A 13,476-nucleotide genomic window follows, 5' to 3' on the forward strand; every position below is an offset into this window, starting at 1 on the left:
ATGTTTGCACGCACGCGCGCGGCCGCGGTCGCCGCGCTCGCGGTCGCCGCAGCGGTCGCCCTCACCGGCTGCACCACCAGCTCCGGCGACGGCGACGGCGGCGGATCGGGTGGCGACAGCTCCAACCTGTCGATCACCTTCCTGCCGAAGAACCTCGGCAACCCGTACTTCGACACGTCGAGCGAGGGCGGCAAGAAGGCCGTCGAGGAGTTCGGCGGCGAGTTCTCCGAGGTCGGACCGGCCGAAGCCACCCCCGACGCGCAGGTCAGTTACATCAACACCGCCACCCAGCAGGGCGTGGGCGCTCTCGTCGTCTCGGCGAACGACCCCAAGGCGATCTGCGATGCCCTCAACGAGGCACGAGACGCCGGGGTCAAGGTCGTCACGTTCGACTCCGACACCGACACCGAGTGCCGCGACCTGTTCATCAACCAGGCCGACTCCGAGGGCATCGCGAAGGTGCAGATCGACCAGATCGCCGAGCAGATCGGCGGCGCCGGCGAGATCGCCGTGCTGTCGGCCTCGGCGAACGCGACGAACCAGAACGCCTGGATCGAGCTGATGGAGGAGTACGTCGCCAGCGACTACCCCGACATCACCATCGTCGAGACCGTGTACGGGGACGACGACGACCAGACCTCGTTCGACAAGACGGCGGCGCTGCTGCAGACCCACCCCGACTTGAAGGGCATCGTCTCGCCCACCACCGTCGGCATCGCGGCCGCCGCGCGCTACCTCTCGACCTCGGACTTCAAGGGCCAGGTCGCGCTGACCGGACTCGGCACCCCGAACCAGATGCGCGAGTACGTCGAGGACGGCACCGTCACGTCGTTCGCCCTCTGGAACCCGGCCGACCTCGGCTACCTCGCCGCCTTCGCGGCGCAGGCCCTCATCGCCGGAGACATCACCGGCGAGGAAGGCGACACCTTCGAGGCCGGCGACCTGGGCGAGTACACCGTCGGAGCCGACGGCGTCGTGCTCCTCGGCGACCCGTTCGTCTTCGACGCCGACAACATCGGCGACTTCGACTTCTGAGTCACCCGTCCGGCCGGCATCCTCAGATGCCGGCCGGACACCGGAAGGACACCCCATGACCCGCGTCGCGTTCCAGCTCCGCATCCGCCCGCACCTCGTCGAGGAGTACGTCGCCCGACATAGCCCGGTGCGCGCCGAGATGCTCGCCGAGATCGCGGCTGCCGGCCGGCGCGACTACTCCCTCTTCCTCGGCGAGGGCGGCGTGCTGTTCGGCTACTACGAGACCGACGACGACGACGCCGCGCAGGCCTACCTCGCCGCTTCCCCGATCGCCGCCCGATGGGAAGCCGAGATGGCTCCCTACTTCGACGGACTCGACGGCCGCCCCGACCAGGCAGCCACCCCGCTGACCGAGGTCTTCCACCTCGAAGACCAGCTCGCCGCCGCCGGCGGGCACCCCGCATCACCCCTCGACGAAAGCAGTGCATCGTGAGCATCCTCACCCCCGACATCCTCGCCGCGCTCGAGAAGCAGGCCATCGAGCTCCCGAGCTGGGCGTTCGGGAACTCCGGCACGCGCTTCAAGGTCTTCGGCACCCCCGGCACCCCCCGCGACCCGTGGGAGAAGATCGCGGATGCCGCGCAGGTGCAGAAGTACACCGCGCTGGCCCCGTCCGTCGCGCTGCACATCCCGTGGGATGTGGTCGACTCGTTCGCCGACCTGCGCACCTACGCTGAGGATCTCGGGGTGACCCTGGGCACGATCAACTCGAACACGTTCCAGGACGACGACTACAAGTTCGGCGCCCTGACCCACGAAGACGCCGCGGTGCGCCGCAAGGCCATCGATCACCACCTCGCCTGCATCGACGTGATGGATGCGACGGGCAGCCGCGACCTGAAGATCTGGCTCGCCGAGGGCTCGAACTACCCCGGTCAGGCCGACCTCCGCGGTCGCCAGGACCGCCTGCAGGAGTCCTTGCAGCAGATATACGCCCGCCTGGGCGACGACCAGCGCCTCGTGCTCGAGTACAAGTTCTTCGAGCCGGCGTTCTACCACACGGATGTTCCGGACTGGGGCACCTCATACGCGCAGGTGAGCGCCCTCGGCGACAAGGCGATGGTGTGCCTCGACACCGGGCACCACGCCCCCGGCACCAACATCGAGTTCATCGTCATGCAGCTGCTGCGACTCGGCAAACTCGGGTCGTTCGACTTCAACTCCCGCTTCTACGCCGACGACGACCTCATCGTGGGCGCCGCCGACCCGTTCCAGCTCTTCCGCATCCTGTTCGAGGTGGTGCGGGGCGACGGCCTCGGCAACCCCGACGTGGCGTTCATGCTCGACCAGTGCCACAACGTCGAGGAGAAGATCCCCGGGCAGATCCGCTCGGTGCTGAACGTGCAGGAGATGACCGCCCGTGCCCTGCTCGTCGACCGCGACGCCTTGACCACCGCGCAGAAGTCCGGAGACGTGCTCGCCGCCAACGCCGTCTTCATGGACGCCTTCTACACCGACGTGCGTCCGGCCCTCGCCGAGTGGCGCGAGAGCCGGGGCCTCGCCGCCGACCCGATGGCCGCCTACGCCGCCTCCGGCTACCCGCAGAAGATCGCCGCCGAGCGCGTCGGCGGCGTGCAGGCCGGCTGGGGCGCCTGAGCGCCGGCCCGATCCTTCCTCCACGATCGAAAGACACGAGATGACGAACTCGACCGCCGCCGCCCTCCTCGCGCGCAGCAACCGCCTCGGCTCCGACCCGAAGAACACCAACTACGCCGGGGGCAACACCTCGGCCAAGGGCACCGAGGTCGACCCCGTCACCGGGCAGCCCGTCGACCTGCTGTGGGTGAAGGGCTCGGGCGGCGACCTGGGCAATCTCACCGAACAGGGGCTCGCCGTGCTGCGGCTCGACCGGATGCGCCAGCTCGTCGACGTCTACCCCGGCGTCGAGCGCGAAGACGAGATGGTCGCGGCCTTCGACTACTGTCTGCACGGCAAGGGCGGCGCGGCCCCCTCGATCGACACGGCCATGCACGGGCTCGTCGACGCGGCGCACGTCGACCATCTGCACCCGGACTCGGGCATCGCGATCGCGACCGCCGCCGACGGCGAGGCCCTCACGACCACGATCTTCGGCGACAAGGTCGCGTGGGTGCCCTGGCGGCGCCCCGGATTCCAGCTCGGCCTCGACATCGCCGCGATCAAGGACGCGAACCCGCAGGCCGTCGGCTGCATCCTCGGCGGCCACGGCATCACCGCGTGGGGCGACACGTCCGACGAGGCCGAGACGAACTCGCAGTGGATCATCGACACGGCAGCCGCGTACATCGCGGAGCACGGCGCCGAGCACCCCTTCGGCGGTGAACGCGACGGCTTCACCCCGCTTCCGGACGCGGAACGGCGCGACCGCGCGGCGGCTCTCGCGCCGACCATCCGCGGCATCGCCTCGACCGACAAGCCCATGGTGGGGCACTTCACCGATGCCGAGGTGGTGCTCGACTTCCTCGCCTCCGAGAAGGCCCCGGCGCTGGCCGCGCTCGGCACGAGCTGCCCCGACCATTTCCTGCGCACCAAGGTGAAGCCGTTGATCCTCGACCTGCCGGCGACGGCATCGGTCGACGACCAGATCGCCCGCCTGCACGAGCTGCACGCCGCGTACCGCGCCGACTACCAGGCGTACTACGACGCGCACGCCACGGCCGACTCCCCCGCGATCCGCGGCGCCGACCCGCTCATCGTGCTGGTCCCCGGGGTGGGGATGTTCTCCTACGGCGCGAACAAGCAGACCGCCCGCGTCGCCGGCGAGTTCTACGTCAACGCCATCAACGTGATGCGCGGCGCCGAGGCGCTGTCGACGTACTCCCCCATCTCCGATGCCGAGAAGTTCCGCATCGAGTACTGGGCGCTCGAAGAGGCGAAGCTGCAGCGGATGCCGAAGCCGAAGTCGCACCAGGGCCGCATCGCGTTCGTCACCGGCGCCGCCAGCGGCATCGGCAAGGCCATCGCCACACGTCTGGCCGCCGAGGGAGCCTGCGTCGTGATCGCCGACCTCGACCTCGAGAAGGCACGCGCCGCGGCCGCCGAGCTCGGGAACACCGACGTCGCCATCGGCGTCGCCGCGAACGTCGCCGATGCCGATGCCGTGCAGGCCGCGCTGAACGAGGCCGTGCTCGCGTTCGGCGGCGTCGACCTCGTCGTCAACAATGCCGGTCTGTCGCTCTCGAAGCCCCTGCTCGAGACCACCGAGAAGGACTGGGACCTGCAGCACGACGTCATGGCGAAGGGATCGTTCCTCGTGTCGAAGGCGGCCGCTCGCGCCCTCATCGACCAGAAGCTGGGCGGAGACATCATCTACATCTCGTCGAAGAACTCCGTCTTCGCCGGCCCGAACAACATCGCCTACTCGGCCACCAAGGCCGACCAGGCGCACCAGGTGCGGCTGCTGGCCGTCGAGCTCGGCGAGCACGGCATCCGCGTCAACGGCATCAACCCCGACGGCGTCGTGCGCGGCTCCGGTATCTTCGCCTCGGGCTGGGGCGCCAACCGCGCGGCGACGTACGGCGTCGCGGAGGAGGACCTCGGCCAGTTCTATGCGAACCGCACGATCCTCAAGCGCGAGGTCGTGCCCGAGAACGTCGCCGACGCCGTGTACGTGCTCACCGGCCCCGAGCTGAGCCGCACGACCGGCCTGCACATCCCCGTCGACTCCGGCGTCGCCGCCGCGTTCCTGCGATGAGCACCCGCGCCGTCGCGGCCGTCGACCTCGGCGCCACCAGCGGCCGGGTGATGATCGGCCGCGTCGGCGAGGGGGCGCTCGACCTCGAACTCGTCTCCCGCTTCCCGAACGGTCCGGTCGAGCGCGAGGACGGTCTGCATTGGGACTTCTCCGCGCTGTACGAGCACGTTCTCGACGGCCTCGCCGAGGCCGTGCGTCGGGAACCCGGGATCGAGAGCATCGGCATCGACTCGTGGGCCGTCGACTACGGCCTGCTCGCCGGCGACCAGCTGCTCGCCGAGCCGTTCCACTACCGCGACCGCCGCACCGCCCGCGGCGTCGCCGAGGTGCACGGCATCGCGCCCTTCGCCGAGCTGTACCGCCGCAACGGACTGCAATTCCTGCCGTTCACCACGCTCTACCAGTACCGGGTCGACGAACGACTCGCGAAGGCCGACGCGGCGCTGCTCATCCCCGACCTCATCGCCTATCTGCTCACGGGTGAACGCGTCGCCGAGCGCACGAACGCGTCCACGACCGGCCTGCTCGACCTGCTCGCGGGCGACTGGGACGTCTCGCTCGCCGAGCGCCTGGGCATCCGTCCGTCGATCCTGCCGCGCCTCATCGACCCCGGGGCCACGATCGGCCGCCTCCGGCCGGAGGCCGCGGCGCGGATCGGCGCCGATGTTCCCGTGATCGCCGTGGGGTCGCACGACACCGCGTCCGCCGTGGTCGCGGTGCCGATGACCTCGGCCGCTCCTGCGTACATCTCCTGCGGCACCTGGGGACTCGTCGGGGTGGAGACCACGACCCCGGTCATCACCGACGCCGCCCGCGAGGCGAACTTCACGCACGAACGCGGGGTCGACGGACGCTTCCGGTTCCTCCACAACGTCGCCGGGCTCTGGTTGCTCAGCGAGACGCTCCGCGCGTGGGGGGAGGAGGACGGTGCCCCGGTCGATCTGACGGCGCTCCTGGCCGCGGCCGCCGACGTCGACGAGGCCCTGCCCATCTTCGACGCGAACGACCCCTCGCTCGCCGCGCCGGGCGACATGCCTGCGCGCATCGCGGCGCTCCTCACCGCATCGGGAGAGCAATCGCCGCGTGAGCGACCTGCGTTCGCCCGCGCCATCATCGAGTCGATCGCGACGGCATTCGCGGATGCCGTCGGTACCGCCGCCCGTCTGACCGGCCGCGAGATCGACACCGTGCATCTGGTCGGCGGCGGGTCGCTCAACACCGTGCTCTGCCAGGCGACCGCCGACCGTACGGGCCTGCCCGTGCTCGCCGGCCCCGTCGAGGCGACGGCGCTGGGCAACGTGCTCGTCCAGGCCCGCGCTGCGGGCGCCGCGCCCGCCACACTCGACGGTCTGCGCGCCCTGGTCGCCACGACGCACGCTCCGCGGCGCTACGCCCCGCACCCGCGCTGACGGGAGTCGGGCCGGCGCGCGGCGCTTCCGTTAGCGGACGTTGCCGTTCGAGCAGGTCTGCTGCGCGGCGGAGTTGCCCTTGATCGAGTTCGGCAGTGCCACGACGTTGTCGGGGGTGGCCTCGGGTGCCGGGGTCTCTTCGGCGGCCGGCGCGTCCGCAGCGGGCGGGGTGTCGGTCGTCGCGGCGTCTGCCGGAGCAGCGTCTTCGACGACGACACCGTCGTTGCTGTTGTTCTGGTGGGTGATCTGCAGCTGCGCGTTCGCCTCGATCGCGTCGAAGAGCTCGCCGGCGGCGGTGTAGTCCGGCACGACCTTGTTCGGGTTGGCCGAGTCGGCGCCGGAGGGATACTGCACGAACACGATGTCCTCGAACGGCACCTCCTTGACCGCCAGGGCGATCTGCACGATGGTCATCGGGTCGTTGAGCGTGGTGCTCGTCTCGAGGTTGCTCAGGCCGACGGTCGCCAGCCGCAGCATCGTGCCGGGGTTGCCGAGCGTCTCGCTGCTGATCAGCTTGCGCGCGAGGCTCGACATGTACTGCTGCTGGTTGCCGATACGACCCAGGTCGCTGCCGTCGCCGACGCCGTGGCGCGTGCGCAGGAACTGCAGTGCCTCGAGCCCCTGCACGGTGTGCGTGCCGGCGTCGAGGTCGAGGCCGGTGTAGCGGTCCTTGATCGGGTTCGCGAGGCACACGTCCACACCGCCGATCGCATTGGTGATCTCGATCACGCCGCCGAAGGTGACGGATGCCGCGAACTGCACCTCCTGGTCGGTGAGCTCGGAGATCGTCTTCACCACGCAGTTGAGGCCCGCGTCGCCGTACGCGACGTTGAGGGGCTGCTTGCTCATCGACGAGTGCACGTCGCCGTTCTCGTCGGTGCACTGCGGGATCGGCACCATGAGGTCGCGGGGGAAGCTGACGACGGTCACGCGCCGCGGCGCGTCGGAGACGTGGATCAGCAGGTTGACGTCGTTGAGGTTGCCCTCGGCATCCTTCCCGCTGCAGCGGTCGCCGAACAGCTCGGCGTAGTTCTCCTCGCAGGTGTCGACGCCCGCGAGCACGAAGTTGAAGCCGCCCTTGTACTCGCTGATGTCGGGCGGCACCGCCGACGCATCCTGCCCCTCGAGCTCGACGGCGTTGGCCAGCTGCGTGCTGCGCAGGTCGTAGGCGACGTAGGCGGCGACACCGACGCCGCTCACCAGCAGCACGGCGAGACCGATCGCGATGAATTTCAGCAGCTGGCTGAGGGGGCCGGGGGTACGGAGCTGTCCATGTCGCGCGATCGTGGCGCGACGACGGGTGTTCTCGGTCACTCGGGGCCTTTCGTGCGACGTCGGCGCCGGGGCGCGCCGTTCACAAAGCGGAGGGTGTGGGATTCGAACCCACGAGACATCTCTGCCCACTGGTTTTCAAGACCAGCTCCATCGGCCGCTCGGACAACCCTCCCGACAGAAGAATCCGCCGACAAGCGGTGAGTCTAGCCGAACTCTATTCTGCGGCGCTGACCTGGGCGGGCGCTGGAAGGGTGTCGAGCGCCCGGGCCAGACCGCCGTCCTCCACGACATCGGTGATCTCGGTCGCCGCGTCTTTCACCTCGGCGGGAGCCTGCCCCATGCCGACCGCGCGTCCGCCGAGTGAGCGGGCCCACCCGAACATGCCGATGTCGTTGCGTCCGTCTCCCGCGACCAGCACGCGCTCCCCCGCCATGCCCAGCTCGCCGCGCACGCGCTCGAGCGCCGTCCCCTTGTCGACGCCCTGCGGGGCGATGTCCAGCCAGGCCGTCCAGCCGATCGCATACGACACCTCGTTGAGCCCTGCGTCTGCGACGAGACGGTGGAAGTCCTCCTCGTCGTGGTCGGGCGAGACGACCACGATGCGCGAGACGGGTGCGTCCGACAGCTCCTCGAAGGTCACGCGCCGGCCGCCGTCGAGCGTCCAGTCGTCGAGCTGCTCGGTGAACAGGCGCTGCCCCGACGCGAGTTCGACCATGTAGCGCGCCTCGGGAAGGCGGTCGCGCAGCAGCGCGAGGGCGGGCGTGGGATCGAACGTCTCGACGTTCCACCGCTCCCACTCGTCACCCACCCGCCGCATGGTGACCGCACCGTTCGAGCACACGACGTACTCCGCGTCGATGCCGAGTTCCTCGACGTAGCGTCGCGTGGCCATCCAGCTGCGGCCGGTCGCGATCGTGACGACGTGCCCCGCCTCGCGGAGCCGCGAAATCGCCTCCGGCACCCCGGGGCTCATGGTCTCGTCCTGCAGGAGGATGGTGCCGTCGACGTCGAGGCCGACCAGCCAGCGCTCGGTCATGCCTCGCCCTTCGCCTTCTCGGGTGCGATGACCTCGAGCCCGCCGAGGTAGGGGCGGAGCACCTCGGGGACCCGCACCGACCCGTCGGCCTGCTGGTGCGTCTCGAGCAGGGCCACGATCCATCGGGTGGTGGCCAGCGTGCCGTTCAGCGTGGCGACGTGCTGCGTCTTCGCGGCGCCCTCCTCGGCAGCGGGACGGTGGCGCACGTCGAGGCGGCGCGCCTGGTACGTGGTGCAGTTCGACGTCGAGGTGAGTTCGCGGAACGCGCCCTGCGTCGGCACCCACGCCTCGATGTCGTACTTGCGTGCGGCGCTCGACCCGAGGTCGCCCGCCGCCACGTCGATGACCCGGTACGCGAGGCCGAGCGAGGTGAGCATCTGCTCCTGCAGGGCCACGAGGCGCAAGTGCTCGGCCTCGGCGTCTTCCGGGGTGGTGTAGACGAACATCTCGAGCTTGTTGAACTGGTGCACGCGGATGATCCCGCGGGTGTCCTTGCCGTGCGACCCGGCCTCGCGGCGGTAGCAGGTCGACCATCCGGCGTACCGCAGAGCCCCGTCCGACAGGTCGACGATCTCGTCCTTGTGGTAGCCGGCGAGCGCGACCTCGCTGGTGCCGACGAGGTAGAGGTCGTCGTCCTTGTCGAGGTGGTAGACCTCGTCGGCGTGCTCGCCGAGGAAGCCCGTGCCCTGCATGATCTCGGGGCGCACGAGGGTCGGGGTGATGAGCGGCGTGAAACCGTTCTGCAGAGCGGTGTCGAGCGCCAGGTTCATGAGCGCGATCTCGAGGCGCGCGCCGATGCCGCGGAGGAAGTAGAACCGTGCCCCCGACACCTTCGCGCCGCGCTCCATGTCGATCGCTCCGAGGATCTCGCCGAGCTCGAGGTGATCGCGGGGTTCGAAGTCGAACGCCGGCACCTCCCCCACGCGGCGCAGTTCGACGAAGTCGGCCTCGCCGCCGGCGGGCACCCCGTCGATGACGACGTTCTCGATGCGGGTCAGTGCCGCGGCGGCGGCATCGGACGCCTCGTTGGCCGCCTGCTGGGCCTGCTTCACCCGGTCGGCCAGCTCCTTGGCCTGCGCGACGAGGGCGGCCTTCTCCTCTTTCGGCGCCTTCGCCACGACCTTGCCGAACGCGTTCTGCTCGGCGCGCAGCTCCTCGAAGGCGGTCAGGGCCGCGCGACGCGATCGGTCGGCTTCCAGCGCCGTGTCGACGGTGGTCTGGTCGTTGCCGCGCGCGGCCTGCGAGCGACGGACGATCTCGGGGTGGTCGCGGAGGAGGGCGAGGTCGATCATCCCCCGATTCTACGGGGGTCGCACACGGCCCGATCCGCCCCGGTGTCGGTTCCGGGACCGACCCCGCGGGCGGCGACGACCGCGCCCCGGGCCGGAATAGAGTATGGCCATGACGAAGCCCCCGTCCGCCCGACGACAGGCGGCCCTCGTCTACAACCCGATCAAGGTCGACGGGAAGCGACTGCGGGCTGCGGTGCGCGAGCTCTCACGCGACGAGGGCTGGGAGCATCCGGCCTTCTACCCGACGACGATCCAGGATGCCGGGCAGACCGCCACCGCCCAGGCGCTCGCGCGCGGGGTCGACGTGGTTCTCGTGGCGGGTGGCGACGGCACCGTGCGCGCCGTGTCGGAGGCGATCGCGGGCACGGGCGTGCCATTGGCGATCGTACCGAGCGGGACGGGGAACCTGCTCGCGCGCAACCTCGCCCTGCCCCTGGCCTCGCCGGAGGAGATGATCCGCGCGGCCCTGACCGGGAAGCGCCACGCGATCGACATCGGGTGGGCGCGCATCACCCGTAACAGCGGGGAGGAGGCGGATCATGCCTTCGTGGTGCTCGCCGGCATCGGGCTGGACGCCGACATGATCGCCAACACCCGCCCGGATCTGAAGCGCTCCGTCGGCTGGATCGCGTACGTCGACGGCGCCGCACGATCGCTCGCCAACGCCTCGCCCTTCCGGTCGGTCTACCAGGTCGACGACGGCCGACTGCACTCGAACCGGGTGCACAGCATCCTCTTCGCCAACTGCGGCATGCTCCCCGCCGGCATCTCGCTCATCCCGGAGGCCTCGATCGCCGACGGCATTCTCGACGTCGCGGTGATCAGGCCGTCGGGGGCGTTCGGATGGTTCAACGTCTGGCGTCGCATCTGGTGGGAGAACTCGGTGCTGCGCCGCTTCCCTGCCGGACGCCGCATCCTCGAACGACGCGGTCGGGATGCCTCGGTCCACTACTTCCAGGGCGAGATCGCCGAAGCGGCGGCCACGAAGGCCACCCCGGTCGAGCTCGACGGCGACGAGTTCGGTCTGGCGGTGCGCATCACCTGCCGGGTCGACCCCGGTGCACTGCTGCTGGCCCTGCCGCAAGACCACCCGGTCGACGCGCTCTGAGCCCGCCGGGTGCGGCAGGTCACTCGCCCGGGATCGTCACGACGCCGTCGATCCCGCCGCCCGTGAGGGTGAGGGTGAACGGCGCATCGTCGTCGACGGAGCCCTCGGCGAACGACAGCAGGGTCGCGCGGGGCGCCATGTCCATGGTGCACACCTGCCCCTCGACGGTCGCGAACTCGACGGTACCGGCGTTCCCCGACCCCTCGATCGTCGAGGCGATGGGCGGGCAGCCCGACGATCCCCAGGTCAGGAGCACGAGGGAGCCGTCGTCGATCCAGCCGGCCGACGGCTCGTACGACGTGGGCTCCCCGGGCACGCCCGCGACCTGCCGCCCGCCGATCTCGACATCGTCGGTGGCATCGGCGTATGTGACCGACAGGGTGATGTCGCTCGTGGGATCGACGCCGGCCGGCAGCGCGCCCACGCTCGCCCGCTGCGCCATGTCGGCGGTGCACACCTGATCGCCCTCGGCGTCTTCGAGGGTGACGGACACCTCCTGACCCTGAGCCGAGACGTCGGTGACGTTCGGCACGCAGCTCGACGACCCCCAGGTCACGACGGCGAACATGCGGCCGTCGTCGAGCAGGGCGCCGGACATGTCGTCGGCGTCGTCGTCCGGGGCCTGCGCCTCGCCCGACGGGTTCGACGTGTTCTGCGGCGAGGCCGCCCCCGGGCCGACCGTGCAACCGGCGATGAGGACGACCGCGGCGAGCGCGGAGAGGGCAGCGGCGAGACGCGGGGCGGAAGTCATGTCCTCAGGGTAACCGCGCGAGTCCGCCGCCGGGCACGGGGGTTGACAGCATCGACGGCTCCTGCAGGCGGCCGGCTACTGCAGGGCGGAGGTGAGGCGCGCGAGGTTGTCGAGCACCGTGGACCGCAACGGCTGCTGCTCCCACTCCTCGAGGGTGAGTTCGCGGCTGAGGGAGCGGTACGTGTCCTCCACCTCGCGCATCTCGGTGACGAACTCCTGACCGCGCACGAGCATCGACACCTCCAGGTTGAGGCCGAAGGAGCGCATGTCCATGTTGCTCGAGCCGATCACCGCGACCTCGTCGTCGACGGTCAGGCTCTTCGTGTGCAGGATGTACGGCTTGCGGTACATCCAGATGCGCACGCCCGCCTTGAGCAGCACTTCGTAGTAGCTGCGCTGGGCGTGGTAGACCATGGCCTGGTCGCCCTCCTCCGACACGAATAGCTCGACCGCCACCCCCCGGTCGACCGCCGCGGTGACCGCGAGCAGCAGGGCCTCGTCGGGGACGAAGTACGGGCTGACGATCATGATGCGGTTCTTGGCCGCGTACAGCAGGCCGAGGAACAGGCGCAGGTTGTTCTCGACCTCGAAGCCGGGCCCGGAGGGCACGACCTGGCAGTCGAGGTCACCGGACCCGACCTCGGCGTGCGTGATGTCGATCTCTTCGAGCACCATGCCGGTCTCGCTGTACCAATCGCTGAGGAAGATGGCGTTGACGCTCAGCACGACCGGCCCGTCGAGCCGCACCATGAGGTCGACCCAGTGCAGACCGCGCTTGATGTTCTTCTTGAGGTTGTAGCTCGAGTCGGTCACGTTCTGCGACCCGAGGAACGCGACCGTGCCGTCGACGACCAGGAGCTTGCGGTGATTGCGCAGGTCGGGCCGCTGCATGCGCCCGCGGAGCGGTTGCACCGGCAGCATGACGTGCCAGTCCGCACCCATCGCGGTGAGGCGTCGGGTGGTCTCGCGGTAGCGCGGCTTCCATCGGTTGGCCCAGTGGTCGAGCAGGACGCGCACCGAGACGCCGCGGGCGGCGACCTCTTCGAGGGCCCGGAAGAAGTTGTCGGTCGACGCATCCGATTGGAGGATGTAGAACTCGACGTGCACGTAGTCCTCGGCCTCGCGGATGGCGTCGGCCATGGCGTCGAGCGACGACTGGTAGTCCGAGATCAGGTGTGCGCCGTTGTCGCCCGAGAGCGGGAGGGCACCGAGACGCTGGTTCATCTCGACCAGCGGACCGAACCAGTCGGGTGCGTGGGGACGCAGGGTGCCGAAGTGCAGGTGCTCGCTCGTCGCGGCGATGTACTCGTTGATCTGATCCTGCTTGCGTCGGCGCGCGCGGGGCAGCCGCGGGTTGCCGATCACGAGGAACAGGAAGACCCCGACGAAGGGGATGAAGAAGATCGCCAGGAGCCACGCCATCGCGGCGGTCGGACGGCGGTTGCGGGGGATGACGATGATCGCCGTGATGCGGATGGCGAGGTCGAGGACGAACAGGAAGCCGGCGATCAGCCAGCCCACGCCCTCCACCGTCATGCTGCTCTCCTCCTGGCGCGCCGTGAGCGGCGGCACCGCGCGTCGCCGGTACCGGCGCCGTTCGCTACACAGTAGTGGATGGGTGGGACGCTGCTCAGGGCCGGGGCGGGAGTCCGCGAGCGGCCCGTTCCTCGGCCTCGATCTGCGCGTGCACCTTGCGCTCGGTGCGGTCGAAGCGCAGGATGCCGCGGAGCACCATGAAGAAGATCGCGCTGACACCCAGGGTCGGCAGGATCGACCACGCCGCCGCGACCCAGAAGTTGTCCATTCCTCCATCGTACCCGGCCCCACTCTTCCTGCGCCGAGTACGCCGGCACGGAATACCGCTCACAGCGCAATGAAACGGCCACGCCGACGCACC

At 70.0% G+C, this 13,476-nt stretch carries 12 protein-coding genes and 1 tRNA gene; 6 read left to right on the top strand and 7 right to left on the bottom strand.

The features are described 5' to 3' along the window. Genes rhaS through AC3A3J_RS14905 form a run of 5 tightly spaced genes read left to right on the top strand, consistent with a single transcriptional unit; the run spans position 1 to position 6,117 of the window. A complete protein-coding gene (gene rhaS / locus AC3A3J_RS14885) occupies positions 1–1,035 on the top strand; it encodes a rhamnose ABC transporter substrate-binding protein (protein WP_487673131.1) in 1,035 nt (344 codons plus the stop codon). Positions 1,036–1,090: 55 nt separating this feature from the next. Further along, positions 1,091–1,468 carry an L-rhamnose mutarotase gene (locus tag AC3A3J_RS14890; protein WP_487673003.1) on the top strand — a complete coding sequence of 126 codons (378 nt, stop codon included), beginning with the start codon at positions 1,091–1,093 and terminating at the stop codon, positions 1,466–1,468. Beyond that, positions 1,465–2,631, top strand: coding sequence for an L-rhamnose isomerase (rhaI, locus tag AC3A3J_RS14895; protein WP_487673004.1), 1,167 nt, complete (start codon positions 1,465–1,467; stop codon positions 2,629–2,631). The genes AC3A3J_RS14890 and rhaI overlap by 4 nt, the downstream gene beginning before the upstream one ends. 40 nt (positions 2,632–2,671) lie before the next feature. After that, positions 2,672–4,708 carry a bifunctional aldolase/short-chain dehydrogenase gene (locus AC3A3J_RS14900; protein ID WP_487673005.1) on the top strand — a complete coding sequence of 679 codons (2,037 nt, stop codon included), beginning with the start codon at positions 2,672–2,674 and terminating at the stop codon, positions 4,706–4,708. Continuing rightward, positions 4,705–6,117: a rhamnulokinase gene (locus AC3A3J_RS14905; RefSeq protein ID WP_487673006.1), complete on the top strand. Its 1,413-nt coding sequence runs from the start codon at positions 4,705–4,707 to the stop codon at positions 6,115–6,117. The genes AC3A3J_RS14900 and AC3A3J_RS14905 overlap by 4 nt, the downstream gene beginning before the upstream one ends. Before the next feature lie 30 nt (positions 6,118–6,147). On the opposite strand, the gene AC3A3J_RS14910 is transcribed toward AC3A3J_RS14905, so the two are convergent. The 4 genes from AC3A3J_RS14910 to serS form a co-directional block, all read right to left on the bottom strand. Further along, positions 6,148–7,431 (bottom strand): LCP family protein, encoded by a 1,284-nt coding sequence (locus AC3A3J_RS14910; protein WP_487673007.1) that lies wholly within the window; start codon positions 7,429–7,431, stop codon positions 6,148–6,150. Between the two features lie 48 nt (positions 7,432–7,479). Next, positions 7,480–7,564, bottom strand: a tRNA-Ser gene (locus AC3A3J_RS14915). A 42-nt stretch (positions 7,565–7,606) separates the two neighbouring features. Beyond that, complete coding sequence (locus AC3A3J_RS14920) at positions 7,607–8,428, bottom strand: HAD family hydrolase (protein ID WP_487673008.1); 822 nt, start codon at positions 8,426–8,428, stop codon at positions 7,607–7,609. Beyond that, on the bottom strand, positions 8,425–9,720 hold the full coding sequence (gene serS, locus AC3A3J_RS14925) for a serine--tRNA ligase (RefSeq protein WP_487673009.1): 1,296 nt from the start codon (positions 9,718–9,720) through the stop codon (positions 8,425–8,427). Before serS ends, AC3A3J_RS14920 begins: the two co-directional genes overlap by 4 nt. A 109-nt stretch (positions 9,721–9,829) precedes the next feature. On the opposite strand from serS, the gene AC3A3J_RS14930 reads away from it, so the two are divergent. Further along, positions 9,830–10,828 (top strand): diacylglycerol/lipid kinase family protein, encoded by a 999-nt coding sequence (locus AC3A3J_RS14930; protein ID WP_487673010.1) that lies wholly within the window; start codon positions 9,830–9,832, stop codon positions 10,826–10,828. Between the two features lie 19 nt (positions 10,829–10,847). On the opposite strand, the gene AC3A3J_RS14935 is transcribed toward AC3A3J_RS14930, so the two are convergent. The 3 genes from AC3A3J_RS14935 to AC3A3J_RS14945 all read right to left on the bottom strand — a co-directional run bounded on the left by AC3A3J_RS14935 (position 10,848) and on the right by AC3A3J_RS14945 (position 13,383). Next, positions 10,848–11,579 carry a hypothetical protein gene (locus AC3A3J_RS14935; protein WP_487673011.1) on the bottom strand — a complete coding sequence of 244 codons (732 nt, stop codon included), beginning with the start codon at positions 11,577–11,579 and terminating at the stop codon, positions 10,848–10,850. A gap of 75 nt (positions 11,580–11,654) precedes the next feature. Continuing rightward, entirely contained in the window at positions 11,655–13,115 is a 1,461-nt protein-coding gene (cls, locus tag AC3A3J_RS14940) for a cardiolipin synthase (protein WP_487673012.1), read from the bottom strand. Positions 13,116–13,209: 94 nt separating this feature from the next. Next, positions 13,210–13,383 carry a hypothetical protein gene (locus AC3A3J_RS14945; RefSeq protein ID WP_314645543.1) on the bottom strand — a complete coding sequence of 58 codons (174 nt, stop codon included), beginning with the start codon at positions 13,381–13,383 and terminating at the stop codon, positions 13,210–13,212. Between the last annotated feature and the right edge of the window lie 93 nt (positions 13,384–13,476).

The sequence above is a fragment of the Microbacterium sp. Soil_N32 genome (assembly GCF_057655505.1).

Bases quoted from the DNA above. Each gene is read 5' to 3' on its own strand.
- rhaS (WP_487673131.1), top strand. From the start codon at position 1: ATGTTTGCACGCACGCGCGCGGCCGCGGTCGCCGCGCTCGCGGTCGCC.
- AC3A3J_RS14890 (WP_487673003.1), top strand. From the start codon at position 1,091: ATGACCCGCGTCGCGTTCCAGCTCCGCATCCGCCCGCACCTCGTCGAG.
- AC3A3J_RS14900 (WP_487673005.1), top strand. From the start codon at position 2,672: ATGACGAACTCGACCGCCGCCGCCCTCCTCGCGCGCAGCAACCGCCTC.
- AC3A3J_RS14905 (WP_487673006.1), top strand. From the start codon at position 4,705: ATGAGCACCCGCGCCGTCGCGGCCGTCGACCTCGGCGCCACCAGCGGC.
- AC3A3J_RS14920 (WP_487673008.1), bottom strand. From the start codon at position 8,428: ATGACCGAGCGCTGGCTGGTCGGCCTCGACGTCGACGGCACCATCCTC.
- serS (WP_487673009.1), bottom strand. From the start codon at position 9,720: ATGATCGACCTCGCCCTCCTCCGCGACCACCCCGAGATCGTCCGTCGC.
- AC3A3J_RS14930 (WP_487673010.1), top strand. From the start codon at position 9,830: ATGACGAAGCCCCCGTCCGCCCGACGACAGGCGGCCCTCGTCTACAAC.
- AC3A3J_RS14935 (WP_487673011.1), bottom strand. From the start codon at position 11,579: ATGACTTCCGCCCCGCGTCTCGCCGCTGCCCTCTCCGCGCTCGCCGCG.
- cls (WP_487673012.1), bottom strand. From the start codon at position 13,115: ATGACGGTGGAGGGCGTGGGCTGGCTGATCGCCGGCTTCCTGTTCGTC.
- AC3A3J_RS14945 (WP_314645543.1), bottom strand. From the start codon at position 13,383: ATGGACAACTTCTGGGTCGCGGCGGCGTGGTCGATCCTGCCGACCCTG.